This is a genomic window from Pseudomonas sp. DTU12.1, assembly GCF_009873475.1.
In the GTDB taxonomy this organism is placed as follows: Bacteria; Pseudomonadota; Gammaproteobacteria; order Pseudomonadales; family Pseudomonadaceae; genus Aquipseudomonas; species Aquipseudomonas proteolytica.
The window spans coordinates 2,250,785-2,274,307 of record NZ_CP045254.1 but is presented as its reverse complement, the minus strand read 5'-3'; the positions used below and the strand labels follow the sequence as shown (position 1 = coordinate 2,274,307).

The window sequence follows — 23,523 nt, the reverse complement described above, 5'->3', positions numbered from 1 at the left end:
GCGTGGGCGCGCGGCGGCGGGTTCAGCCGGTCGCCAGGGCCGCCCGCCGGGCAGCACCATGGCGCCAGCGGGTCAAATGTTCGTCGGCATAGCGCCGCACGCAGCGCAACAGCGAGCTTTGCTGCTGCACCAGGTAGAAGTGATGCCCCTCGAACATGTCCAGGGAGAAACCGCTGGCAGTGTCTTCCTGCCAGTCGAGCAACTCGTCGGCGCGCACGTCGTCCTGTTTGCCGCCGAACACATGGATCGGCATCGACAGCGGCTCGCGCTCGCCGTAGTGGAAGCTGCCGCACAAGAGGAAGTCGGCGCGCAGGATCGGCAGCGCCAACTGCATCAATTCACGGTTGGCCAGAGCGTCTTCGGGAGTGCCCTTGAGCGTGCGCAGGCGGTCGATCAACTGGGTGTCGTCTTTTTCCACGGCGTACTCGCTGACGTCGCGCCGCGCCGGGCCGGCGGTGGCCGAGGCAAACAGCGCCAGGGGCGCAGGCAGCCCGCGCTCACGCAGGGCATGGGCCAGCTCGAACGCCAGCAAGCCACCGAGGCTGTGGCCAAACAAGGCGTAGGGGCCGTCGAGTTCGGCACTGATCTCGCCAGCCAATTGCGCGGCGAGCACCTTGATATCGCGCTGCAAGGGTTCGTCCATGCGCATGCCTCGCCCCGGTAGCTCCAGTGGGCGCACCTGCAACCACTCGGGTAACGCCCGACGCCAGCGGCTGTAGAACATGGCGCTGGCGCCCGAATAGGGCAGGCAAAACAGGCGCAAGCGGGTCGACGTGCTCATCTCAGACCACCCCTGCCTGGAACGCTGGGTTCTCGCGATACAAACGCATGTCGTCCTCCTCCGGGTGCAAATCCACGGCCGGCGTGTTGGCTGGCCTGTCACCAATGAGAACGGATGGCACGGCAAAATAATTAGTCGCCAGGCCAGGGCCCGCGCACAAAGAGATGCACCTCACAGTTTGCATTTCGGTATAAGATTAGTTCCACTTCTCATTTGACAATCATTATCATTAAGAATAATTTGTTGCCCGATGTGTAGGAGGCCTCAGCAGGGATGCCCTCCACTAACCTTATTGCAGCAAGGTGATTTCCATGACGGAACAAGTATCCACAAGCAGGTGCGATTCACCGTTACTCCAGGCGTTTGTCGATAATCGACTGATCCTGGTCAAGATCGCGGCGCGCATTACCGGCTGCCGTTCCCGCGCCGAAGACGTGGTGCAGGACGCCTACTTCAGACTGCAATCGGCACCGCAGATCACCTCATCGTTCAAGGCGCAACTGAGCTACCTGTTCCAGATCGTGCGCAACCTGGCTATCGACCACTACCGTAAACAGGCCCTGGAACTGAAGTACTCCGGGACGGAAGAGGAAGGCTTGAATGTGGTTATTCATGGCGCTTCACCGGAAACCTCGCACATCAATTTTTCCACCCTGGAAAACATCGCCGACGCCCTGACCGAACTGCCCCAGCGCACGCGCTACGCCTTCGAGATGTACCGCCTGCATGGCGTGCCGCAAAAGGACATTGCCAAGGAACTGGGCGTGTCGCCGACCCTGGTCAACTTTATGATCCGCGACGCGCTGGTGCACTGCCGCAAGGTTTCGGGGACCCATAGCGATACCTTTGCCCGACGTGTCTGAGCACCACGCAATTGCAATCACGGGTGAGCTTGTGTGGGAGCGAGCAAGCCCGTTCCCACAACATTTGATATTCGTTGCCCTGTAGCCCTCAGACCAACCCACACCGCTCAAAAAACCGCTCCCGCCCCAGGATCATCAGCGCCGCACGCTTGTGGGGGAAATCGAATTCCTTCTCGCAGTGGAAACACTGGTTGTGCATATGGCCGATCATCCTCGCGTTGTCAGCCCGCGGCTCCGCCACCACCCGCTGGGTGCGCGGGTCGTCGAGGAACAAGTAGTGCACCAACGCCGACAGCCAACTGGCGACCTTGTGCGGCCCACGGTGATGCTCCTCCCCCACCAGCATATGGATACCGCGATCGTAATCGTCCACCTCATAGAACGGCGCGATACGATCCTCCTTGGCCCAATACGCCTCGAAATAGGCAAAGGGCTCATCGTCGATACAGCCGATCAACGTCAAGGTATGCGGGTCGGCTGCAAGCTTGTGCAGATAGTCACGATGCTGCTCCAGGCTGCCGCTTTCCTGCCAGAAGTTGGCGACCCGCGCGCTGTTCTGCCAGCGATTGAAGCGCGCCAGGTCCACATCGATCTCCAGCGTGCGCAGTGAGATCCAGGCGCCCAGGCGCGCATCGAAACGTCGATAGACTTCGCCGCACGGCTTGGGCGCACGCAGGGGATGGCGCTTGCCCGTGCTGATGACCATCTGCTGCGGGTAAACACCGCTCGACGCCTGGCCCAGCCACGGCTGCGGCAATTGCCAGAACAGGGTGCGTTCGCAACGAAATTGCCCCGCCACCTCCGTGGCCAGCAGCAGACCGCTGCGCAGGGCCTCGTCCGGGGCGTGTTCAAGGTGCCAGGCCAGGTGCTGGCGTTCGGGCTCGCGGGCAAACAGCCAGTAACCTGCAGCCCACAACGCCTGCACTGACGGCACCTCACCGGGGCTTTGCAAGTGCAGATGCAATGTTTCGCCACGCTCCAGGCGCAGGCGCACCAGGGGTTGGCCGGCGACGGTCAGGGTCAGGCGGCCATCGCTTTCGTCTGCGTTAAGGGCTGGCCCTGCCGGAAGTGGCAGGACTGACAAGTCTTGGGGATTGGGCATAGAGGGCGCTCACGATAATCGTCGACAGTTAGTCGAAGTGACGTGAACCAGCCACAAAAATTTAAGCCGGCAGTTCCCGGATCACCGCGCGTCGGGCACCGCCAGCACCTCAATGCGGTACGGCTCGAAGATCTTCAACAGCTCGCCGCTGTCGCGCAGGCCCTTGAGCAATGCGGCAAACGCTGGGCCACTGATCGCAGCCTTGGGCCGCAGCAACGCGTAGTGGTGGTAGACCTGATCGATGCGCTCCGACACCAGGAACTGCCCGGCCGTGTCCGCATTGCGCACCATGAAGTCACTGAGGTAGGAACGCGTCACCAGGGCGATATCCGCCCGGCCACGCGTCACCATCAGCAAGTTACTGTCATGGGAATAGGTCAACGTGGCGTTGAACTGCGCAGCCATGTACTTGGGGTCGGGGTTGAAGTTGGCAAAGGCGTAGTGATAACCGCTGAACACCGCCAGGCGCTTGCCCTTGAGGTCGGCGAAATATGCCTGGTCGCGACCGGGCTGGCGCTGGGCGACGAAAATCTCGGCGTCCTCCAGGCCCATGTCGACGCTGGTATGGGGAATATCCTGCCAGCCCCATTGCGGGTTCTCGAAAATGGCCATGTCGATCCGGCCCTGCTCGAAATCGCGAAAACGTCGGGGGATGGAGGTTGGTACCAGCACGAACTGGTACTCGGTCTGCGTACGGTTCAGCGCCTCCAGCAGTTGCGGTAGCAAACCGGTGTCGGCACCCTGCTCCGGGCGCACGGTGTACGGTGGAAAATGCGCGGCACCGATCCGGACCAATTGGGCCGCCGAAACCTGCGCCTGCCACAAGGTGCCCATTGCCAATACTGTAAGTCCTGCAGCCAGCTGCAATGGCGAAAACATCAGGCGTGCACCGTTCAAAATCTGGATCTCGCTAAGCTAGGCGTTTTTGTCTGGGGAGACAACTTTCTACCCGACAATAAATGGCCTGTGCGCCACGTCTAATCGGCCTTGAGTACCAGCAGCAACGCTTCATCGGCCAATTGCTCGAGGGTCATGCTGCCCTGGGCGCGGAACCACGTCGTGGTCCAGGACAACGCCCCGGTCAGGAAACGCCGGGTGATAAACACATCGCCCTTGATATAACCGGCCTGCTTGGCTTCGCCCAGCACCTGCAGCCAGATCTCCTCATACACATCCCGCAGCGCCAGCACCTGGGCCTGGCCTTCTGCCGACAGCGAGCGCCATTCATACACCAGCACCGCCATGGCTTCGCCGCTGCCGCCCATGATCGACTGCAACTCGCAGCGAATCAGGGCCAGCACCCGTTCGCGCACATTGCTCGCCTCGGCCAGGGAGGCACGCATCATCGCGGTGTTGTAGTGGATGGTTTCTTCCATCACCGCCCGCAGGATTTCGTCCTTGCTCTTGAAGTGGTGAAAGATGCTGCCGGACTGAATCCCCACGGCACTGGCCAGGTCACGCACGGTGGTGCGTTCAAAGCCCTTGTTGCGAAACAAGTGAGCCGCGGTCTGCAGCAGCTTGCCCCGGGCGCTATCGGGGTCGGTCAGTTGCCCGCCGTCCACCATGGTGCGCATCACCTCCAGGGCTTTTTGCTCATCCATGCTGCTCTCCTCAACTACTTTGATTGCGTCATGGCCGGCAATTTAGGCCGTGGCAGCCACCCAAGCAAGCGCTTGGGCAAAAGTTATGACCAGAGTTTACAAACCAAGCGCTTGCTTGGTAGTCTCGACCCAGCGATTTTCCAGAGAAGGACTTCCCATGGACAAGACCGTTCGTATCGGCTGCGCCAGTGCATTCTGGGGCGACACCTGCACCGCCGCCGCGCAGTTGGTGCAAGGCGGCGCGCTGGATTACCTGGTGTTCGACTACCTGGCGGAAGTCACCATGTCGATCCTCGCCGGCGCGCGAATGAAAGATCCCCAGGCCGGCTACGCCACGGACTTTGTCGAAGTGCTGGCACCGTTGCTCGGCGATATCCAGCGCCAGGGCATCCGCGTGATCAGCAACGCCGGCGGCATCCACCCCCAGGCCTGCGCCGCGGCATTGCAGGCTGCCTGCGACCAGGCCCGGGTGCCATTGAAAATCGCCGTGGTGCTGGGCGATGACCTGCAACCGCAGTTCAAGCAACTGCAGGGCATCAGCGATATGTTCAGCGGCGCGCCTTTGCCGGCGATGTGCGTGTCCACCAATGCCTACCTCGGCGCGCCGGGCATCGTCCAGGCCCTGCAACTGGGCGCCGATATCGTCATCACCGGGCGCGTGGTGGACAGCGCAGTGGTCAGCGCGGCCCTGGTGCATGAGTTCAACTGGTCGTGGCAGGACTACGACCGCCTGGCCCAGGCCGCACTGGCCGGGCATATCATCGAATGTGGCGCGCAGTGCACCGGTGGCAATTTCACCGATTGGCGCGAGGTACCGGACTACGAGCACATCGGCTTCCCGATTGTCGAAGTCAGCGCCGACGGCCAGTTCACCGTGAGCAAAGCACCGGGCACAGGCGGCCTGATCAGCGAACTGAGCGTCGCCGAACAACTGCTGTACGAAATCGGCGACCCACGGGCCTATCTGCTGCCGGATGTGATTTGCGACTTCAGCCAGGTCACGCTGCAGCAGCAAGGCGAAAACCGCGTGCGCCTGCACGGCGCCAAAGGGCAGGCACCGACCGACCAGTACAAAGTCAGTGCCACCTACCCCGACGGTTTTCGCTGCACCGCCAGTTGCCTGCTGGCCGGCATCGATGCGCGGGCCAAGGCCGAACGGGTCAGCCAGGCGATCATCAACAAGACTGCCGAGCTGTTCAGCCAGCGCGGCTGGGCGCCCTACACCGAGGTCAATATTGAATTGCTCGGCAGCGAAGCCACCTACGGCGCCCACGCCCGACGCCAGGACTGCCGCGAAGTGGTGCTCAAACTGGCGGTGCGTCACCCGAGCAAACAGGCACTGGTGCTGTTCGCCCGGGAGATCGCCCAGGCCGCCACCGGCATGGCGCCGGGGCTGACTGGCATTGTCGGTGGCCGGCCCACCGTATATCCGCTGATCCGCCTGTTTTCATTCCTGATCGATAAGCGCGCCTGCAGCCTGAGCGTCGACTTCCAAGGGCAGTCCTACCCCTGCGAACTGCCTGCAACGGCCGCCTTAGGCACACCCCACGCCCCCCTCGACCCACCCCGGCCCGAAGGCCGCGCCGATGCCAGCGTGCCGCTGGTCAAACTGGCCGTGGCGCGCTCCGGTGACAAGGGCAATCACAGCAATATCGGCGTGATCGCGCGCCGGCCCGACTACTTGCCGTGGATCGCCGAAGCGTTGACGCCCGAGGTGATCGTCGACTGGATGAGCCACGTCCTCGACCCACTGCACGGGCGCGTTGAGCGCTGGTATCTGCCCGGCAGCCACAGCCTTAACTTCCTCCTGGAGAATGCCCTGGGCGGCGGCGGTATCGCCAGCCTGCGCATCGACCCCCAGGGCAAGGCCTTCGCCCAGCAGTTGCTGGAAATACCGATTGCCGTGCCCCGCCACCTCGCTGATCAACTCAACTAAGGGACTCTCGCCGTGGCCTTCGACTCGATCTTCAAAGCCGACCTGTTCCAGGGGCAGACCATAATCGTCACCGGCGGCGGCAGTGGCATCGGCCGCTGCACCGCCCATGAACTGGCAGCCCTCGGCGCCCATGTGGTGCTGGTGGGGCGCAAGCCGGAAAAACTGCAAGGTGTCGCCCAGGAAATCAGCGATGACGGCGGCCGCGCCAGCTGGCAGGCCTGCGATATTCGCGATGAAGAAGCGGTCAAGGCGCTGGTCAGCCAGATTATTCAGGCGCACGGCCCGATCCACGGCCTGGTGAACAACGCTGGCGGCCAATACCCCTCGCCCCTGGCGTCGATCAATCAAAAAGGTTTTGAAACCGTACTGCGCACCAACCTGGTGGGCGGTTTCCTGGTGGCGCGGGAAGTGTTCAACCAATCCATGAACAAGCACGGCGGCGCTATCGTCAACATGCTCGCCGATATGTGGGGCGGCATGCCCGGCATGGGCCACTCCGGCGCAGCGCGCTCGGGGATGGACAACTTCACCAAGACCGCCGCGTTCGAGTGGGGCTACGCCGGGGTGCGGGTCAATGCCGTGGCGCCAGGCTGGATCGCCTCCAGTGGCATGGACACCTACGAAGGTGCGTTCAAGGCGGTGATCCCGACCCTGCGCGAGCATGTGCCGCTCAAGCGCATCGGCACTGAATCGGAAGTCAGTGCGGCGATTGTGTTCCTGCTCAGCCCCGCCGCCGCGTTCGTCAGCGGCAGCACCCTGCGCATCGACGGCGCCGCCAGCCTGGGCAGCCGCGCCTGGCCGCTGCACAAGGCACAGGCGCCGAGCCCGTCCTTCAATGGTTTTCACCGCGCCTACCTGCCGGATGTACTCAAGGAGGGCCAATAAACCATGCCGGTCATCGACTCCCAACTCGACGCCCACAGCCCGCAGTTCGCGCAGAATCGCGAGGCCATGCTCACGGCCATCAACCACCTGCGCCAACTGGAACAGAACCTGTTGGACAAGGCCGCCGAGGCCAAGGGCAAGTTCGACAAGCGCGGCCAACTGCTGCCCCGCGAACGCCTGAACCTGTTGCTCGACCCCGGTGCGCCCTTCCTCGAACTGGCGAGCCTGGCCGGCTACAAATTGCACGATGACAAGGACGGCAGCGCGGCCGGTGGCGGCTTGATTGCCGGTATCGGTTACGTCAGCGGCGTGCGCATGCTGGTGGTGGCCAATAACAGTGCGATCAAGGGCGGGACGATCTCGCCGTCCGGCCTGAAAAAATCCCTGCGCCTGCAACAGATCGCCATGGAGAACAAACTGCCGGTGGTGACCCTGGCCGAAAGCGGCGGCGCCAACCTGAATTACGCAGCAGAGATTTTCGTCGAAGGCGCACGCAGCTTTGCCAACCAGGCGCGGATGTCGGCCATGGGCCTGCCACAGATCACCGTAGTCCACGGCTCGGCCACCGCTGGCGGTGCCTATCAACCGGGACTTTCGGATTACGTGGTGGTGGTGCGCGGCAAGGCCAAGCTGTTTCTGGCCGGCCCACCGCTGCTCAAGGCCGCCACCGGCGAAGTGGCGACAGATGAAGAACTGGGCGGCGCCCAGATGCATGCGCAAACTGCCGGCACCGCCGAATACCTTGCCGAAAATGACGCCGATGGCGTGCGCATCGTGCGCGAGATTGTCAGCCTATTGCCGTGGGATGACCGGTTGCCGCCTGCACCGGCGCGAGCCTACGCCGAGCCGCTGTACCCGATTGAAGAGCTGCTGGGGTTGATCCCCGACGACCCGAAAAAACCCTACGACGCACGGGAAATCATCGCGCGCATCGCCGACGGCTCCAACTTCCTCGAATTCAAGGGCGAGTACGATCCCCACACCGTCTGCGGCCACTTGCAGATCCAGGGCCGCGCCTGCGGGTTTATCGGCAACAACGGCCCGATCACCCCCAAGGGCGCGAGCAAGGCCGCGCAATTTATCCAGTTGTGCGACCAGAGCCAGACGCCGCTGCTGTTCTTTCACAACACCACCGGTTTTATGGTCGGTACCGAATCCGAACAACAAGGGGTGATCAAGCACGGCGCGAAGATGATCCAGGCGGTGGCCAATGCCCGCGTGCCCAAGCTGACTGTGGTGGTCGGCGGTTCCTATGGTGCCGGTAACTATGCGATGTGCGGCCGGGGCCTGGACCCGCGCTTTATCTTCGCCTGGCCCAACAGCCGCACCGCCGTGATGGGCGGCGCCCAGGCCGGTAAAGTGCTGCGCATTGTCACCGAGGCCAAGCAATTGAAAGACGGCCTGGTGCCCGACCCCAAGGTGCTCGACATGCTCGAACAGGTCACCGCACAGAAACTCGATAGCCAGTCCACGGCCCTGTATGGCAGCGCCAACCTGTGGGATGACGGGCTGATTGACCCACGGCACACCCGCACTTTGCTGGGTTACCTGCTGGATATCTGCCAAGAAGCTCAGGTGCGCCAATTGCAACCCAACAGCTTCGGCGCCGCGCGCTTTTAACGATCAGGAGAACAATAAAAATGATCTTCACCCAGGAACACGAAGAGCTGCGTCGTACCGTACGGGCTTTTGTCGACCGCGAGATCAATCCCCATGTCGACGCATGGGAAAAAGCCGGGCGCTTCCCCATCCACGAAATTTTCCGCAAGGCCGGCGACCTGGGCCTGCTGGGCATTTCCAAGCCGGAGAAGTTCGGCGGCATGGGCCTGGACTACAGCTACTCGATAGTCGCCGCCGAAGAGTTCGGCACCATCCGCTGCGGCGGCATCCCGATGTCCATCGGCGTGCAGACCGATATGTGCACCCCGGCCCTGGCGCGTTTTGGCTCCGATGAGCTGCGCGAGGAGTTCCTGCGCCCGGCTATCAGCGGCGAACAAGTAGGCTGCATCGGCGTCTCGGAAACCGGCGCCGGCTCCGACGTGGCCGGCTTGAAAACCCACGCACGCAAGGATGGCGACGACTACGTGATCAACGGCAGCAAAATGTGGATCACCAACTCCCCCAGTGCCGACTTTATCTGCCTGCTGGCCAACACCTCGGACGGCAAGCCCCATATCAACAAATCACTGATCATGGTGCCGATGAACACTCCCGGCATCAGCGTCAGCCCGCCCCTGGAAAAACTCGGCATGCATAGCTCGGAAACCGCCCAGGTGTTTTTCGATGATGTGCGCGTGCCCCAGCGCAACCGCATTGGCCATGAAGGCGCGGGGTTCATGATGCAGATGCTGCAATTCCAGGAAGAACGGCTGTTTGGCGCGGCCAATATGATCAAGGGCCTGGAATCGTGCATCGACAGCACCATCGCCTACTGCAAGGAGCGCCAGACCTTCGGCAAGGCCTTGATCGACAACCAGGTGATCCACTTCCGCCTGGCCGAACTGGCCACGGAGATCGAATGCCTGCGCGCGCTGGTCTACCAGGCCACCGAGCAATACATCAAGGGCCAGGACGTGACGCGACTGGCCTCGATGGCCAAGCTCAAGGCCGGGCGCCTGGGCCGCGAAGTCAGCGACAGTTGCCTGCAATACTGGGGTGGCATGGGCTTTATGTGGGACAACCCGGTGGCCCGCGCCTATCGCGATGTGCGCCTGGTGTCGATTGGCGGCGGCGCCGACGAGATCATGCTGGGGATCATCTGCAAATTGATGGGCACGCTGCCGGGGAAAAGGTCGTGAGCGCCTGCGAAACCCTGCTGCTGGAACCGCACAACGGCGTGCTGCACATCACCCTCAATCGCCCACAGAACCGCAATGCCATGAGCTTGCAGATGGTCAGCGAACTGCGCACGGTGCTGGCAGATGTGGCGCGTGACGAACACGTGCGGGCATTGGTGATCAGTGGCGCTGGCGGGCACTTCTGTGCGGGCGGCGATGTGAAGGACATGAGCCGCGCGGGCAGCCGCGAGGGCTTGCGTGATTTGAACCGGGTGTTTGGTGCGCTGCTGCAGGAAGTCGAAGCCCTGCCGCAGGTGGTGATCGTGGTGCTGCAGGGCGCGGTGTTGGGCGGTGGGTTTGGCCTGGCGTGTGTCAGCGACATCGCGATTGCCGATCACCAGGCACAGTTCGGCTTGCCGGAAACCAGCCTGGGCGTGCTGCCGGCGCAGATCGCGCCGTTTGTAGTGCGGCGTATCGGCCTGACCCAAGCCCGGCGCCTGGCGTTGACCGCGGCGCGGTTTGACGGGATCGAGGCGCAGCGCCTGGGGGTGGTGCATTTTGTCGAGCATGATCCCCAGGGATTGGCGCAGCGCCTGAATGAGGTGTTGGGCCAGGTGCTTCGCTGTGCCCCGCGCGCCAATGCCCGGACCAAGGCGTTGTTGCTCCAGAGCCTGGATCAGCCATTGGAACTGCTGCTGGATCAGGCTGCCGGTTGGTTTGCCGAAGCAGTGACCGGGGAAGAAGGGATTGAAGGAACGCGAGCGTTTGTCGAGAAGCGCAAGGCCAGGTGGGTAATTTGATCTTGAAAACGCCCCACTCCCTGTAGGAGCTGGCTTGCCTGCGATGGCCATAGGTATCTACACAACTTTGCCGCAACGCCTAAATCCAGGCAGATAGCGCAGTTGTGGCGAGCGGGCTTGCCCCGCGCTGGGCTGCGAAGTAGCCCCAATAAGCCGAATGCGTTGTACCAGATACACCGCAGCGGCTGGTTTTGGGGCTGCTTCGCAGCCCAGCGCGGGGCAAGCCCGCTCGCCACGGGAGAGTTCGTCAGTTTCTGAAAGTTGTGTAGATACCTATGCTGCGCTGGCGGTGTATCAGTCGATAAATATATTGACTGATACACCGCCATCGCAGGCAAGCCGGCTCCCACACAAGCCCACACCTGCGCAACCAATCAGACAGGGACCCACAATGCCCAGCTTCAATAAAATACTGATCGCCAACCGTGGCGAAATCGCCTGCCGTATCCAGCGCACCGCCCAAGCCCTGGGCTACCGCACCGTGGCCGTCTATAGCGAAGCCGACGCCAACGCCTTGCACGTGCAAATGGCCGACGAAGCGGTGAACATCGGCCCTGCCCCGGTGCAGCAGTCGTACCTGAACATCCCGGCCATCCTCGACGCCGCGCGCCTCACCGGTGCCGATGCGGTCCACCCCGGTTATGGCTTTCTCTCGGAAAACCCTGAGTTCGCCAAGGCCTGCATCGCCGCCGGCCTGGTGTTTATCGGCCCCAGCGCCGACGCCATCGAATTGATGGGCAGCAAGCGCCTGTCGAAAATCGCCATGCTCGCCGCCGGTGTGCCGTGCATTGCCGGCTATCAGGGCAGCGCACAAGACGACGCTACCCTGCAACGCGAAGCCGAGCGCATCGGCTACCCGCTGATGATCAAGGCCAGTGCCGGCGGTGGCGGACGCGGCATGCGCCTGGTGCACGCGCCCGGGCAGTTGCTCGAACACTTGCATACCGCACGCTCCGAGGCGCTGAACGCCTTTGGCAGTGACGAACTGATCCTGGAGCAGGCACTTATCGCGCCGCGCCATGTGGAGATCCAACTGTTCGGCGATGCCCACGGCAACCTGATCTACCTGGGCGAACGTGATTGCTCGGTGCAGCGCCGCCATCAGAAGGTCATCGAAGAAGCGCCCTGCCCGGTCATGACCGCCGAGTTGCGCCAGGCCATGGGCGAAGCGGCGCTCAAGGCCGGGCGCGCGGTGGCGTATGTCGGCGCCGGCACCGTGGAGTTCCTGCTGGACCAGAGCGGGCGTTTCTACTTCCTGGAAATGAACACCCGCCTGCAGGTGGAACACCCGGTCACCGAACTGATCACCGGCCTGGACCTGGTGGATTGGCAACTGCAAATCGCCGCCGGCCAGCCCCTGCCGTTGCGCCAGGAGCAAGTGACACTGACCGGGCATGCCATGGAGGTGCGCCTGTACGCCGAAGACCCGGCCCAGGGCTTCTTGCCCCAGACCGGCGAGGTGCTGCGCTGGGAGCCGGCCGCTGGGGTGCGGGTCGACCATGGCTTGCAAGCCCCGCAGCGGATCAGCCCGTTCTACGACCCAATGCTGGGCAAAATCATCGCCCATGGCGCTACCCGCGAAGAGGCGCGGCGCAAGCTCCTGCGCGCGGTGCAGGACTGTGTGCTGCTGGGAGTTCCCAGTAACCAGCGGTTATTGGTGGACTTGCTCGGGCACCCGCAGTTTGTCGCGGCGGATTTCAGTACCGGGTTTATCGCCGAACACTTCAGTGATATTGCCCGCCCTCCCATCAGCGATGAACAACTGGCAGTGGCCGCCGCCCTGTTCTATCGACACAGCGCGGCACTGCATCGCCCGGCTCTGGCGAGCTGGCGCAACAATGCCAGCGTGCCCTGGACCTATCGCCTGAGCGTTGGGGAGCAGTGTCATGAGGTCAGCGCGCGGGTGGCGGCGGACGATCACCTGAAAATCGGCGACATCGCGATACACCTGCAAGGCAGTGACGGGCGCTGGGCCAGCCTGGTCATCAACGGTGTTCGGCGCCGGCTTGCCTATCACCTGCAAGGCACCCAGCTCTGGCTGTTAGACGCCGGTAGCAGCCTGTGCGTGAACAACCAGACGCAAACCGTAGCCAGTCGTGAGGCGCCGGCCAGCAGTGGCACGGTCAAGGCGCCAATGGACGGCGCGATTACCCTGGTGCAGGTGAGCGAAGGCGATGAGGTGCGCAAGGGCCAACTGCTGCTGGTGCTCGAAGCGATGAAAATGGAGCACCCGCTCAAGGCGGGTATCGACGGGGTGGTCAAGGCCATTCAAGTCAGCGCAGGCGATCAAGTACGCAATCGCCAGGTATTGCTGCAGATCGAATAGCCCTGGGCGGAACTACCAGGCTTGGCTACGCTCTATCCCCATCAGAAAGGGATGAGTACGGGAACCTGCGATGCCTCATTGGCTGATTATTGATCTTGAAGCCACAACGGATGAGGGCGGCTGGCCCGTGTCGGAGATGGAAATCATCGAAATCGGCGTGACCCTGGTCAACCGCCAGGGCCGCGAACTGGACCACTTCCAGCGCTTCGTGCGGCCTTTGCGCCGGCCGTTGCTGACGCCGTTCTGCCGCCAGTTGACACACATCAGCCAGGCCAGTATCGACAGCGCGGCGCCTTTGACCGAGGTCTGGCCGCTGTTCGAACGCTGGCTCGGCCAGCACCATCCGCGCCTGGAAGGCTGGGCCAGTTGGGGCGACTACGACCGCCAGCAACTGGAACTGGAGTGGCAGCGCCATGGCTTGGCCAGCGTGCTGGGCCAGACGCCCCATGTGAACCTCAAGCAGCGCTTCGCCAAGGCCCGGCGCCTGGACAAGCCCCTGGGGCTCAATGGCGCGTTGCAACTGGCGGGCATGCAGTTCAACGGCCAGCAACATCGGGCCCTGGAGGATGCGCGTAATACGGCGCGTTTGCTGCCGTTGATTTTGCCCGTGTAGAAGGCATACTGGCCGACCTTTCCTAGCCCTTTTTCCGAGGATTCACCCATGTTCAAAGTCAATGAGTACTTCGACGGCACCGTCAAGTCGATCGCCTTCGGTACCACTGAAGGTCCAGCGACCATCGGCGTCATGGCCCCGGGTGAATACGAGTTCGGCACGGCCCAGCGTGAAATCATGCACGTGGTCTCGGGCGCACTGACCGTCAAGCTGCCAGGCAGCGACAGCTGGGAAACCTTCGCTGCGGGCAGCCAGTTCCATGTGCCTGCCGACAGCAAGTTCCAACTCAAGGTGGCCGTGGACACTGCCTACCTGTGCGAATACCGCGGCTAAGCCTTTACCCCGCGCAAAAAAATGCCCGTCTCTGTGAGACGGGCATTTTTTGTGGCGCCTGGTTTACTCCAGGATTGTCACTGGCATGCCGACTTCCAGGCGCCCAACCCCGTCATTGACCAGGTTCTGGCCGAACATTACGCCATCGGGTTCTTTACGGTAGGTTTCCAAGGTCGCCAGCGGCTGGCGGTCGGCGCTGCGCTCACCGGTCGCCGGGTCGATGGTGGTGAGGATGCAGCGGGAGCAGGACTTGACCACCCGAAACTCCACATCACCAATGCGCAGGCGCTTCCAGCCATCCTCGGCAAACGCCTCGCTGCCTTCAATCACCAAATTGGGGCGAAAGCGCAGCATTTCCATGGGCCGGCCGATGCGCTGCGACAGGTCGTCGAGGGACGCCTGGCCGATCAGCAACAAAGGGAAACCGTCAGCGAACGCAACCTGATCATCATCCTTGCCATAGCCGGCCGCCGTGGTACGCGCACGCTCCAGGGGCACTTGCACCAGCCGGGTCGGCTTGCCGATAAAGTCGCTGACCCAGCGCGCAGCTTCATCGCCGGCATCGGGAACCCGCAAGGTGTCGCGCCAAATGGTGACACCGCGCAACTCAGCGTCAGCGCCGGGCAACGCCACGTCCAGGGTGGGTCGGCCGGCACCGCTCAAGGTCAGGCCACCGGTGGCATTCCAGAGTGCCGACAGCTGACTCATCTGCGCCACCGCCCGCTGGGTCAGGAAACGCCCGCTGGCTTCATCCACCAACATCCAGCGTCGATCCCCGTCCAGCCCGAGTTTGTCCAGGCCGATATGGGTCAAGGTCTCTGCCTTGCCCGACTTCAAGGGGTACCGATACAACGCGCTGAGACGAAGCATGAGCCTGGGTTCCTGTGAACAAAAACGTCACCCTATACGAGCGCGCGGCCAGAATCAAAATATCCCTATGCATTGTAGGAGCCAGCTTGCCGGCTCCTACGGGGCTGGGGATCAGGCCGGGACTTCGTCCAGCATCAGGCGCTGGCGCACCACGTCCACCAATTTGTCGGGCTGGAATTTGGAAAGGAAGTTGTCGCAACCGACCTTTTTCACCATCGAATCGTTGAAGCTGCCGGACAACGAAGTGTGCAGCACCACATAGAGGTCACGCAGGCGTGGGTCGTTGCGGATCTCGGTGGTCAGGCGGTAGCCGTCCATCTCGGGCATTTCGGCATCGGTGAAGATCATCAACAGCTTGTCGGTCATCACCACGCCGGTGTCCGCCCAGGCCTTGAGCATGTTCAAGGCCTTGAGGCCGTCACTGGCGATATGCATCTTCACCCCCAGTTGCCCCAGGGTGTCGCGCAATTGCGACAAGGCTACATTGGAGTCATCTACCAGCAACACTTCGCGGCCACGGGCACGCTCGAGGACCGGGTCCTCGAGTTTTTCCCGGGAGACCTTGGCGTTGTAGGGCACGATCTCGGCGAGGACTTTTTCCACGTCGATGATTTCGACCAACTGCTCATCCACCTTGCTGATGGCCGTGAGGTAGTGCTGGCGGCCGGCGCTGGCCGGCGGCGGCAGGATCGACTCCCAGGTCATGTTGACGATGCGGTCGACACCCCCCACGAGGAAGGCCTGTACCGAACGGTTGTACTCGGTAACGATAATGGTGCTGTTGGGCCCCGGTACCAGCGGACGCATGCCGATGGCCTGGGACAGGTCGATCACCGGCAGGGTCTGGCCGCGCAGGTTGACCACGCCACACACAAACGGGTGGCGCTGGGGCATCAGGGTCAGCTTGGGCAACTGCAGGACTTCTTGCACCTTGAACACGTTGATCGCGAACAACTGGCGCCCGGCCAGGCGAAACATGAGGATCTCCAGGCGATTCTCACCCACCAATTGCGTGCGTTGATCTACCGTGTCGAGAATGCCAGCCATTGAAGACTCCTGGGTGTGCTGAAAAGAATCGCTGCTTACTGGAGAAGGTTATCGGCAGCTCGCGCCAGACCTTGACCCTCGCTAAAATGCCACGCAAATGCATTGATGTCACACTGACATCATGCTTTACTGGTTTCACCTTACTGTCCGGTGGTCTGGCAACGCGCCGGGACCCTCAAACGGTCACAAGGTTCAGCCATGTAAGGGATTCCCCTAGTCGCAATCAGGTCCAACCTGATATTCGCGATATCCAATAGCCATTAATGTGACGCCATTCTCATTGCATGAATGGAGTCAGGCTTTTGTTTGCTATCGCAAGCCCACGGCCCAAGGGCCTTCCAGGCATTAACACCTGGGCAATCGAAGTAATGCGAACGCCTCTGGTTGTTTCCACTGCAAGCAGCACCAGCAGTCGCGACGCTGATCATTCAAATAAAAGTACTACTCAAAATTCAGAAACGAACTACAGACTTCGGTCATATTTCGGCGCTAGTTTGAAGCCGTTGCCCCGGTGGGGCGTCTCATTATCTGACCGTATGTTGTGGAGACTTTCATGATGAACGACGGTAAAGAGTGGCAAGACGCACTTCCCGAGTTCCTCCTGGAGGCAGAAATGCTGCTGGCCAAGTCGGAGGAATGCCTGACTCACCTGCATTTGATCCGCAACGATAACGATGCCATCGACTGCATGAAAAACAGCCTGGTCAAACTGGCCGAAAAGGCCGACGCCATGGCACTGCCCGCCATTGGCAACTTTTCCCGGCATATCCAGGACCTGATCTGCAACGCCCAAAGCCCGATGCAACTCCACGATGCGGCACTCGCCGCCCTGCACGACTGCCTGACGCTGCTGGCCTGGCAACTGGAACTGATCGATATCAAGACCGGCAAACTCAGCCTGGATGACGCTGAGCAAACCACGTTGATTGAAACCGTTGCCCAGCAGATCCCACAGAAGGATGCTGGCGCTCATTATCGCCACTCCATGCCCCACGCCTCCTGAACCTGGCGCTCGGTTAATCCAAGCCACGGACGCGCGCCCAACTAATACCCCGGCAGGTATTTAGCCAGCCAACTATCAATAAGCCAGTATTGGTAATAACGATGCAAAACTTGATTAACAGTACAACTAGACCCGCTGAACTAAGCACTGCACCAGGCGACCAACGGTAATTGTTGGTGGTACCATTAGCACGTTCGAAGTGGCTGACCGTGATGATGTAATAACACCCGAGAAGCACCTCGAACCAACACCAAACCCAATCGTTTTCCAAACAGAGCCCGGTCGGCGGTCATGACCGGTCTACCCGCAGCGAACCTCCATCGGCTCCATCTGCTATGTACGCCAGCCCCAAGTCACTTATCACCAGGTTCGTCTCCCCGGGCAATACCCGTTGGGTCACGCTTGGCCTGTGCCTGTGCGCGACGCTGGTCAGCCTTTGGGTGTATGCCCACGAAGCGCCGCTGCCGATCTTTTTGCTCGTGCTCAACCTCGCCGCCCTCGCCGCTGCGGGCCTGCAGCGTTGGCGCTCGCGCAAGTCCATCAAGTTCCAACCCCAGGAATTGGCCGACCGCCTGCTGCAGGTCCAGGAAAACGAGCGTCATCGCCTCAGCCGCGAACTGCACGACGATATCGGCCAATTGCTGACCGCCGCCAAACTGCAAAGCGACTGGCTGCAGCGCCGCCTGCCGGCCGACTTGCAGGAGCAATGCAACGTACTGTGCAACACCCTCAACGAAACCCTGGCCAAGGTGCGCGACGTATCGGCCATTCTCAACCCCCGGCAACTGACCAGCCTGGGCCTGGAAGCGAGCCTGCGTGCGCACCTGCTCAAGACCCTGGAAAACACCCCGGTGCACTGGAGCCTGGAATGCCAGCAACGCCTGACCGGGATTCCGGAAGAGATGGCGGTCGCGGCCTTTCGTATCACCCAGGAGGCCGTGACCAACATGTTGCGTCATGCCCAGGCGCGCAACCTGCTGGTACGCCTGCAACGCTTGCCTCAGGGGCTATCCCTGTATATCAGCGATGACGGCCAGGGATTCCTGCCCGCCACCGACCCGGGCCTGGAAGGCCAACGGGGCATGGCTGGTATGTCCGAACGCATTGATCAATTGGGCGGTAGGTTGTCCGTCAGGAGCCAACCGGGCCTCGGCACGCGGATCGAAGCGCTGTTCCCCTGGGCGCCCCGCACCCTCGAACGGGCCAGTCCCCCTAAGGTTCTAGAGTGACCTGCAATTTACTCCTGGTAGATGACCACGCATTGATCCGCGCCGGCGTACGCGCACTGATCCTGGATATCCCCGGCTATGCCGTGATTGGGGAAGCCACCGATGGCGCGCAAGTGCTGACACAATTTACCGCCCTGCAGCCCGACATCGTCCTGCTGGACCTGTCGATGAAGCACACCAGCGGCCTGGATGCATTGCAACAGCTCAAGCACGCCTACCCCAAGAGCAAAGTGCTGATCCTGTCGATGCACACCGATCCGCAATTGATCATGCGTGCCCTGGAGGCAGGTGCCCACGGCTACCTGCTCAAGGACACCACCGCCAATGAGCTGGAACATGCGTTGCTGGCGCTGCGCAACAACGAACGCTACCTGAGCCCGGCCATCGCCCACACGGTGATCAACCAGGCCCTGATCCACAGCCAGTCCCACCCGGCCCCGCCGGCGCAACGCCACAACCTGACGGCACGCCAACTGGAAATCCTGCGCCTGATCGTGCGCGGCAAATCGACCCGGGAGATCGCCCATGGCCTGGGCCTGAGCATCAAGACCGTGGAAGCTCACCGCTCGCAAATCATGAAGCGCCTGCAGATTTTCGATGTCGCCGGCCTGGTGCTGTTTGCGGTGCGCGAGCAGATCATCAGCCTGGACGATTAGCCAGTAACGGCGAATCCACCGGCAAGTGCACCTGCAAAGCCTTGGGCAACGCGCAAAAACGCAAGTCATCGCCCTTGAGCGGCTCGCCATCGAGGTTGATCGCCAGCCCTTCGGCCACCTTGATCTCCACCCACGGCAGGCGCGCCCGCACAAACATGTTGTCCAGGCCCCAGCCGTCGGTCATCAGGCTACGCAGGGTACCGACCACTTCCTGGGGCGCGGGCAAGATGCTGATATCCAGCAGGCCATCATCGGCCAGGGCGCCCGGACACAGCTCATGCCCGCCCCCAGCCTGGCGACCGTTGCCAATGCCCAAGGCCAGCAACTCGCCACGCCAGTGAAAGTCCGGGCCCACCAGCTCCCCATAGGCCGCCCGCAGTTCGCTGAACCGCGACAGGCCGGTGAACAGATAGGCAGCGCCGCCCAACACCTTTTTCAGGTCTTCGGAAGTATTGGCCGTGACCTGGCTGCCAAAACCACCAGTGGCCATATTGAGGAAAACCTGCCCGCCAACCTCCCCCAGATCGATGGCCCGCGGCGCAGTATCCAACAGCTCCAGGGCCAGACGCGGCTCCAGCGGTACACCGGCTGCACGGGCGAAGTCATTGGCGGTACCCAGGGGCATCAGCACCAGGCTGGCATCGGTGTTCGACCGGGCCATGGCCTCTGCCACGTCGCGCAAGGTACCATCGCCGCCGCCCGCAATCAGGCGTGTGTAGCCGGCCTCCAGGGCCTCACCCACCAGGCGCTGGGCATCGCCGCCCTCCCAGGTGACGCGCACCGCCAACTCCCACCCCTGCTCGCGCTTGCCTTGCACTGCTGCCCGCACGTCTTCGTTGAGGGCTTGCTTGCCGTGCAGAATCAGCAGTGCCTTGGGTTTGCTCATGGAGTGAAGCTCCTATCGTTGGAGGGTACCTGAGGGATGTTGACCTTCGGCAGTCAGAAAAAAGCCATTGGGCTGTAAATTAATTCTTCAGCCCAACAGTTCACTCAACGCAATGAAGTTCACCCGGTCGCCGATCGCCAGGGTGGTGCCCTCCAGGACTTCCACCAAGCCCTCGGCCCAGGCGGCACTGCGCAATACGCCGGAGCTTTGATTCTGGTAAATCACCGCCCGCCCGTGCTCCAGGCGCCCGCGCAGGTATTCGCGGCGGTTGCCAGGCTTGGCCCAGACGAACCCCACCGGGACCTCGAAACGCAGGGGCTGCACCGCTTCGACACCTTGGCGGCGCAGCAGGTAGGGCCGTGCCAGCAGGGCGAACGTGACCAGGGTGGACGCCGGATTCCCCGGTAGGCCGATCACCGGCACCCCACGGAAGTGGCCGAATGTCAGGGGTTTGCCAGGCTTGATCGCCAGCTTCCACAAGGCCAGCTCGCCCTCCTCACGTAGTGCGATCCCGAGGAAGTCGGCTTCCCCCACCGAAACACCACCGGTGGACAGGATCAGGTCCACCGAACCCAGTGCCCCCAGGCGGCTACGGGTCAATTCCAGGTCATCGGGCAAGATACCGGCGTCGATTACCTCGCAGCCCAGGCGTTGCAACCAACTGCACAACACCCGCCGGTTGCTGTTGTAGATTTGCCCCGGCCCCAGGGGCAGGCCCGGTTCGATCAACTCGTCGCCGGTGGACAGCACTGCCACACGCACGCGCCGCACCACCTCCAGGCGATCGCGCCCCAGCGAGGCCGCCAGGCCCAGCTCAATCGGGCCGAGCCGCGTACCGGCTGCCAGGACTTCTTCGCCGACCGTGGTTTCCTGACCCTTGGGCCGAATGTTTTGCCCTACGTGCAGCGCCTGGGTAAAGCTCACGCGCTGATCGGATTGCACCTCGGCATTTTCCTGCATTTCGACGCAGTCGGCGCCTTCAGGTACCGGGGCACCGGTGAAGATCCGCGCACAGGTTCCCGCCGTCAAAGGCTCGGGGGCCTGGCCGGCGAAAATGCGCTGGCTCACCACCAGCGGCTCACCCGTCCAGTCGGCCGTACGCAAGGCGTAGCCATCCATGGCACTGTTGGGCCAGGGCGGCAGGTCGAGGGTGGACACCAGCGCCTCGGCCAACACGCGGCCGTCGCACTCGGCCAATGGCAGGTGTTCCTGCTCACGGATTGGTGCGGCCTCAGCCATGCTCAACAGGCGCTCGAGTGCTTCTTCTACCGGCATCAACGCACCGGTTTTACCCGGCTTACCCACGGGATTCACACGGTTCGGCCAGCTTGAGGTGCGGCACGAAATTGCACGGGCGGTGACGGGCATCCAATTGCTCAGCAAGGATCCCATCCCAACCGGTACGCACTGCATTGGTGGAACCCGGCAGGCAACACACCAGGGTGCCATTGGCCAGGCCGGCCAAGGCGCGGGACTGCACAGTGGAAGTGCCGATATCGGCGACCGAAATCTGCCGGAACAGCTCGCCAAACCCGTCCACTTGCTTGTCCAGCAGGCAACTGACAGCTTCCGGGGTGCTGTCGCGGCCAGTGAAGCCGGTCCCACCGGTAATCAGCACCACTTGCACCACGTCCTCGGCGATCCAGTGCGCCACTTGCGCACGGATTTTGTAGAGGTCATCTTTGAGCAGTACCCGTTCGGCCAGGCGATGGCCGGCCGCAAGCAGGCGGTCAACGAATACCTGCCCGGAGGTGTCGGTCTCCAGGGTACGGGTGTCGCTGACGGTCAGTACAGCGATGTTAAGAGGTACGAAAGGCGCATCAGCCTTGGCTTTCATGGCTCGGTCCGGTTGTCGAAGGAACAGCCCGATGTTATATCACAGCCCCCTATTTCACTGCCGCTGCGGAGCCGTCATGCCACTCAATTCTTCGCCCCTGCCCTGCTCCATCCTATTGCTGGCCGGCGGTCGCGGCCAGCGCATGGGCGGGCTGGACAAGGGCCTGCTCGACTGGCACGGACAACCGCTGATTGCCCACCTGCATCAGCGGGTGCGAGCGTTGACCGACGACCTGATCATCTCCTGCAACCGCAACCAGGCGCAGTACGCCACCTATGGCGACCAGTTGGTTAGCGACGACAGTCCGGACTTCCCGGGCCCCTTGGCCGGCATCCGTGCCGGGCTGGCCGCCGCGCGCCATGAACACCTATTGGTATTGCCCTGTGATGTGCCGCACATCGACGGGCAGTTGCTGGCAGACCTACTCGAAACCGCCCGCCAACACCCACAGGTGCCGGTGATGATCCGTCATGGCGCATTCTGGGAACCTCTGCTCTGCGTCATACCGACGCGCCTGCGCGACGCAGTGGAAGATGCCTGGCGGGCTGCAGAGCGCAGCCCGCGCCAGATCCTCCTGAAATTGGGGGCCCAGGCGCTCGACTGCGCAGAAAATGACCCGCGCCTGGCCAACCTCAATACACCAGAGTTGTTGCACCCACGCCCCGGCGTGTCAGAATGAGCGCTATACAAGGAACTTTGCCGACGTTGCATACGTCACAAGGTCAGAACTCAACACAGCATTACTCTCGGAGAAGACTCATGACCCAACGGACCATCGCCGCTCTCATGCTTGCACTGGGCCTTGCTACCCTCGCCGGTTGCGCCTCGCCAACAGTGATCACCCTGAATGACGGTCGCGAAATCCAGGCTGTCGACACCCCTAAATTCGATCAGGATTCGGGCTTCTACGAATTCGAACAACTGGATGGCAAGCGTACCCGCATCAACAAGGATCAGGTTCGCACCGTTAAAGACCTGTAAGTCTTAACGCCAGATACGACGAAGCCCGCTTTTGAGCGGGCTTTGTTGTATCTGGGGTGTGGGAAACATCACCACTCAAGCACGATCCTACTGCTGAAACTGCGCTCCTCGCCCGTCACCGGGTCGATAAACCGTACGCCCTGGGCCAGCAACTTGAGCGGGTTGGCATAATCATCCACGGCATCCTTGATGACCTCGGGGTAAAACGGGTCATTACAGATGCTCGCGCCCAACGCCGTCATATGCACGCGCAGTTGATGCTTCTTGCCCGTCACCGGAAACAGGCCATAACGCCACAGGTCGCCGTTTTTTTCGCGAACCTGCACTGCGGTTTCCGTGTTGCTCACACCAGGTCCTTCCTGCATGCGAAAGAACGGTTCGCCCTCCACCAGGCGGCTCTTGTGCACCAGCGGAAATGTCAGTGCAGGCAAGGCCGGCGCAATGGCTTCGTAGAATTTATCGATCCGGCGGGTGGGGAACAGTTGTTGATACGCCGAGCGGCTTTGCGGGTTGGCAGAGAACAGCACCAGCCCAGCGGTGTGGCGATCAATACGATGCAGCGGCACCAGGGACGGGTTGTCCAGGCGGCGGATCAGGCGGCGCAGCAATGTCTGCTCGACATACTCGCCGGCAGGGGTCACTGGCAGGAAGTGCGGCTTGTCGGCCACCACCAGATGCTCATCGGCGTACAGGATGGTCTCATGCACCGGAATCGGTTTTTCATCCGGCACTTCGCGAAAGTAGTGGATGCGCAAACCTTCCTTGTAGGCCAGGTCCACGCCGATGGGCTGGCCATTGCCATCCAGCACCCGGCCACGGGCGATACGGTCCAGCCACTGCTCGCGGCCAATGGCGCGAAAGTGCTCGCACAGGCAATCGAGCACCGTCGCCCAGGTGCCAGGCGGCAGGTACAGCGTACTGGCTTGGTTCTGGGCAGCGGAAAAACCGGTATCGGACATGCGTACGCTCAAGGCCTGGAAAGACTAAGGGGGCATTA

23 protein-coding genes and 1 pseudogene are annotated in these 23,523 nt (G+C 62.1%); 14 read left to right on the top strand and 10 right to left on the bottom strand.

Features of this window, described 5'->3' with window-relative positions; all coding sequences use genetic code 11:
- Positions 1-22: 22 nt before the first annotated feature.
- On the bottom strand, positions 23-781 hold the full coding sequence (locus GDV60_RS10205; protein WP_104912009.1) for a thioesterase II family protein: 759 nt from the start codon (positions 779-781) through the stop codon (positions 23-25).
- Between the two features lie 311 nt (positions 782-1,092).
- Here GDV60_RS10205 and GDV60_RS10200 point away from each other — a divergent pair, with 311 nt between their 5' ends.
- Positions 1,093-1,644: an RNA polymerase factor sigma-70 gene (locus tag GDV60_RS10200; protein ID WP_029298131.1), complete on the top strand. Its 552-nt coding sequence runs from the start codon at positions 1,093-1,095 to the stop codon at positions 1,642-1,644.
- Positions 1,645-1,732: 88 nt separating this feature from the next.
- Here GDV60_RS10200 and GDV60_RS10195 read toward each other — a convergent pair whose 3' ends face one another.
- From GDV60_RS10195 to GDV60_RS10185, 3 genes are all read right to left on the bottom strand, one after another.
- Positions 1,733-2,746 carry a GNAT family N-acetyltransferase gene (locus GDV60_RS10195; protein ID WP_092235309.1) on the bottom strand — a complete coding sequence of 338 codons (1,014 nt, stop codon included), beginning with the start codon at positions 2,744-2,746 and terminating at the stop codon, positions 1,733-1,735.
- A gap of 81 nt (positions 2,747-2,827) precedes the next feature.
- Complete coding sequence (locus GDV60_RS10190; RefSeq protein ID WP_092235307.1) at positions 2,828-3,625, bottom strand: ABC transporter substrate-binding protein; 798 nt, start codon at positions 3,623-3,625, stop codon at positions 2,828-2,830.
- 98 nt (positions 3,626-3,723) lie between these two features.
- Complete coding sequence (locus GDV60_RS10185) at positions 3,724-4,347, bottom strand: TetR/AcrR family transcriptional regulator (RefSeq protein WP_070995948.1); 624 nt, start codon at positions 4,345-4,347, stop codon at positions 3,724-3,726.
- 157 nt (positions 4,348-4,504) lie between these two features.
- On the opposite strand from GDV60_RS10185, the gene GDV60_RS10180 reads away from it, so the two are divergent.
- The 8 genes from GDV60_RS10180 (at position 4,505) to GDV60_RS10145 (ending at position 14,017) form a co-directional block, all read left to right on the top strand.
- Positions 4,505-6,283 (top strand): acyclic terpene utilization AtuA family protein, encoded by a 1,779-nt coding sequence (locus GDV60_RS10180; RefSeq protein WP_159907023.1) that lies wholly within the window; start codon positions 4,505-4,507, stop codon positions 6,281-6,283.
- Between the two features lie 12 nt (positions 6,284-6,295).
- A complete protein-coding gene (locus GDV60_RS10175) occupies positions 6,296-7,168 on the top strand; it encodes an SDR family oxidoreductase (protein WP_159907021.1) in 873 nt (290 codons plus the stop codon).
- 3 nt (positions 7,169-7,171) lie between these two features.
- The gene (gene atuC / locus GDV60_RS10170) at positions 7,172-8,788 is read left to right on the top strand and encodes a geranyl-CoA carboxylase subunit beta (RefSeq protein ID WP_070995951.1); all 1,617 of its coding nucleotides are present in this window, start codon (positions 7,172-7,174) and stop codon (positions 8,786-8,788) included.
- Between the two features lie 20 nt (positions 8,789-8,808).
- A complete protein-coding gene (gene atuD / locus GDV60_RS10165) occupies positions 8,809-9,966 on the top strand; it encodes a citronellyl-CoA dehydrogenase (protein ID WP_133715863.1) in 1,158 nt (385 codons plus the stop codon).
- Complete coding sequence (locus GDV60_RS10160; RefSeq protein WP_159907019.1) at positions 9,963-10,745, top strand: enoyl-CoA hydratase/isomerase family protein; 783 nt, start codon at positions 9,963-9,965, stop codon at positions 10,743-10,745. The genes atuD and GDV60_RS10160 overlap by 4 nt, the downstream gene beginning before the upstream one ends.
- Before the next feature lie 391 nt (positions 10,746-11,136).
- A complete protein-coding gene (locus tag GDV60_RS10155; protein ID WP_159907017.1) occupies positions 11,137-13,071 on the top strand; it encodes an acetyl/propionyl/methylcrotonyl-CoA carboxylase subunit alpha in 1,935 nt (644 codons plus the stop codon).
- Positions 13,072-13,141: 70 nt separating this feature from the next.
- Positions 13,142-13,684 carry an exonuclease domain-containing protein gene (locus GDV60_RS10150; RefSeq protein ID WP_029298111.1) on the top strand — a complete coding sequence of 181 codons (543 nt, stop codon included), beginning with the start codon at positions 13,142-13,144 and terminating at the stop codon, positions 13,682-13,684.
- Positions 13,685-13,732: 48 nt separating this feature from the next.
- A complete protein-coding gene (locus GDV60_RS10145; RefSeq protein ID WP_029298108.1) occupies positions 13,733-14,017 on the top strand; it encodes a pyrimidine/purine nucleoside phosphorylase in 285 nt (94 codons plus the stop codon).
- A 63-nt stretch (positions 14,018-14,080) separates the two neighbouring features.
- Here GDV60_RS10145 and GDV60_RS10140 read toward each other — a convergent pair whose 3' ends face one another.
- Together GDV60_RS10140 and GDV60_RS10135 are read right to left on the bottom strand one after the other, a co-directional pair.
- The gene (locus tag GDV60_RS10140; protein WP_070995468.1) at positions 14,081-14,887 is read right to left on the bottom strand and encodes an MOSC domain-containing protein; all 807 of its coding nucleotides are present in this window, start codon (positions 14,885-14,887) and stop codon (positions 14,081-14,083) included.
- 111 nt (positions 14,888-14,998) lie between these two features.
- On the bottom strand, positions 14,999-15,934 hold the full coding sequence (locus GDV60_RS10135; RefSeq protein ID WP_029298105.1) for a chemotaxis protein CheV: 936 nt from the start codon (positions 15,932-15,934) through the stop codon (positions 14,999-15,001).
- Positions 15,935-16,487: 553 nt separating this feature from the next.
- On the opposite strand from GDV60_RS10135, the gene GDV60_RS10130 reads away from it, so the two are divergent.
- From GDV60_RS10130 to GDV60_RS10120, 3 genes are all read left to right on the top strand, one after another.
- Entirely contained in the window at positions 16,488-16,937 is a 450-nt protein-coding gene (locus GDV60_RS10130; protein WP_104912002.1) for a hypothetical protein, read from the top strand.
- A gap of 335 nt (positions 16,938-17,272) precedes the next feature.
- A complete protein-coding gene (locus GDV60_RS10125) occupies positions 17,273-18,166 on the top strand; it encodes a sensor histidine kinase (protein WP_029298101.1) in 894 nt (297 codons plus the stop codon).
- On the top strand, positions 18,163-18,822 hold the full coding sequence (locus tag GDV60_RS10120) for a response regulator transcription factor (RefSeq protein ID WP_092237382.1): 660 nt from the start codon (positions 18,163-18,165) through the stop codon (positions 18,820-18,822). The genes GDV60_RS10125 and GDV60_RS10120 overlap by 4 nt, the downstream gene beginning before the upstream one ends.
- On the opposite strand, the pseudogene yegS reads toward GDV60_RS10120, so the two are convergent.
- The 3 genes and pseudogenes from yegS to moaB form a co-directional block, all read right to left on the bottom strand.
- A pseudogene (gene yegS / locus GDV60_RS10115) lies at positions 18,784-19,708 on the bottom strand (lipid kinase YegS); the annotation flags it as partial. The gene GDV60_RS10120 and the pseudogene yegS overlap by 39 nt on opposite strands.
- Before the next feature lie 87 nt (positions 19,709-19,795).
- Complete coding sequence (gene glp, locus GDV60_RS10110) at positions 19,796-21,022, bottom strand: gephyrin-like molybdotransferase Glp (RefSeq protein WP_092235283.1); 1,227 nt, start codon at positions 21,020-21,022, stop codon at positions 19,796-19,798.
- Positions 21,006-21,545 (bottom strand): molybdenum cofactor biosynthesis protein B, encoded by a 540-nt coding sequence (gene moaB / locus GDV60_RS10105; protein WP_029298095.1) that lies wholly within the window; start codon positions 21,543-21,545, stop codon positions 21,006-21,008. Before moaB ends, glp begins: the two co-directional genes overlap by 17 nt.
- Before the next feature lie 76 nt (positions 21,546-21,621).
- On the opposite strand from moaB, the gene mobA reads away from it, so the two are divergent.
- Both mobA and GDV60_RS10095 read left to right on the top strand, forming a co-directional pair.
- The gene (mobA, locus tag GDV60_RS10100) at positions 21,622-22,224 is read left to right on the top strand and encodes a molybdenum cofactor guanylyltransferase MobA (protein WP_029298093.1); all 603 of its coding nucleotides are present in this window, start codon (positions 21,622-21,624) and stop codon (positions 22,222-22,224) included.
- A gap of 80 nt (positions 22,225-22,304) precedes the next feature.
- Positions 22,305-22,526, top strand: coding sequence for a YgdI/YgdR family lipoprotein (locus GDV60_RS10095; protein ID WP_029298091.1), 222 nt, complete (start codon positions 22,305-22,307; stop codon positions 22,524-22,526).
- A gap of 68 nt (positions 22,527-22,594) precedes the next feature.
- Here GDV60_RS10095 and GDV60_RS10090 read toward each other — a convergent pair whose 3' ends face one another.
- A complete protein-coding gene (locus tag GDV60_RS10090) occupies positions 22,595-23,485 on the bottom strand; it encodes a pseudouridine synthase (protein WP_092235281.1) in 891 nt (296 codons plus the stop codon).
- Positions 23,486-23,523 lie beyond the last annotated feature (38 nt).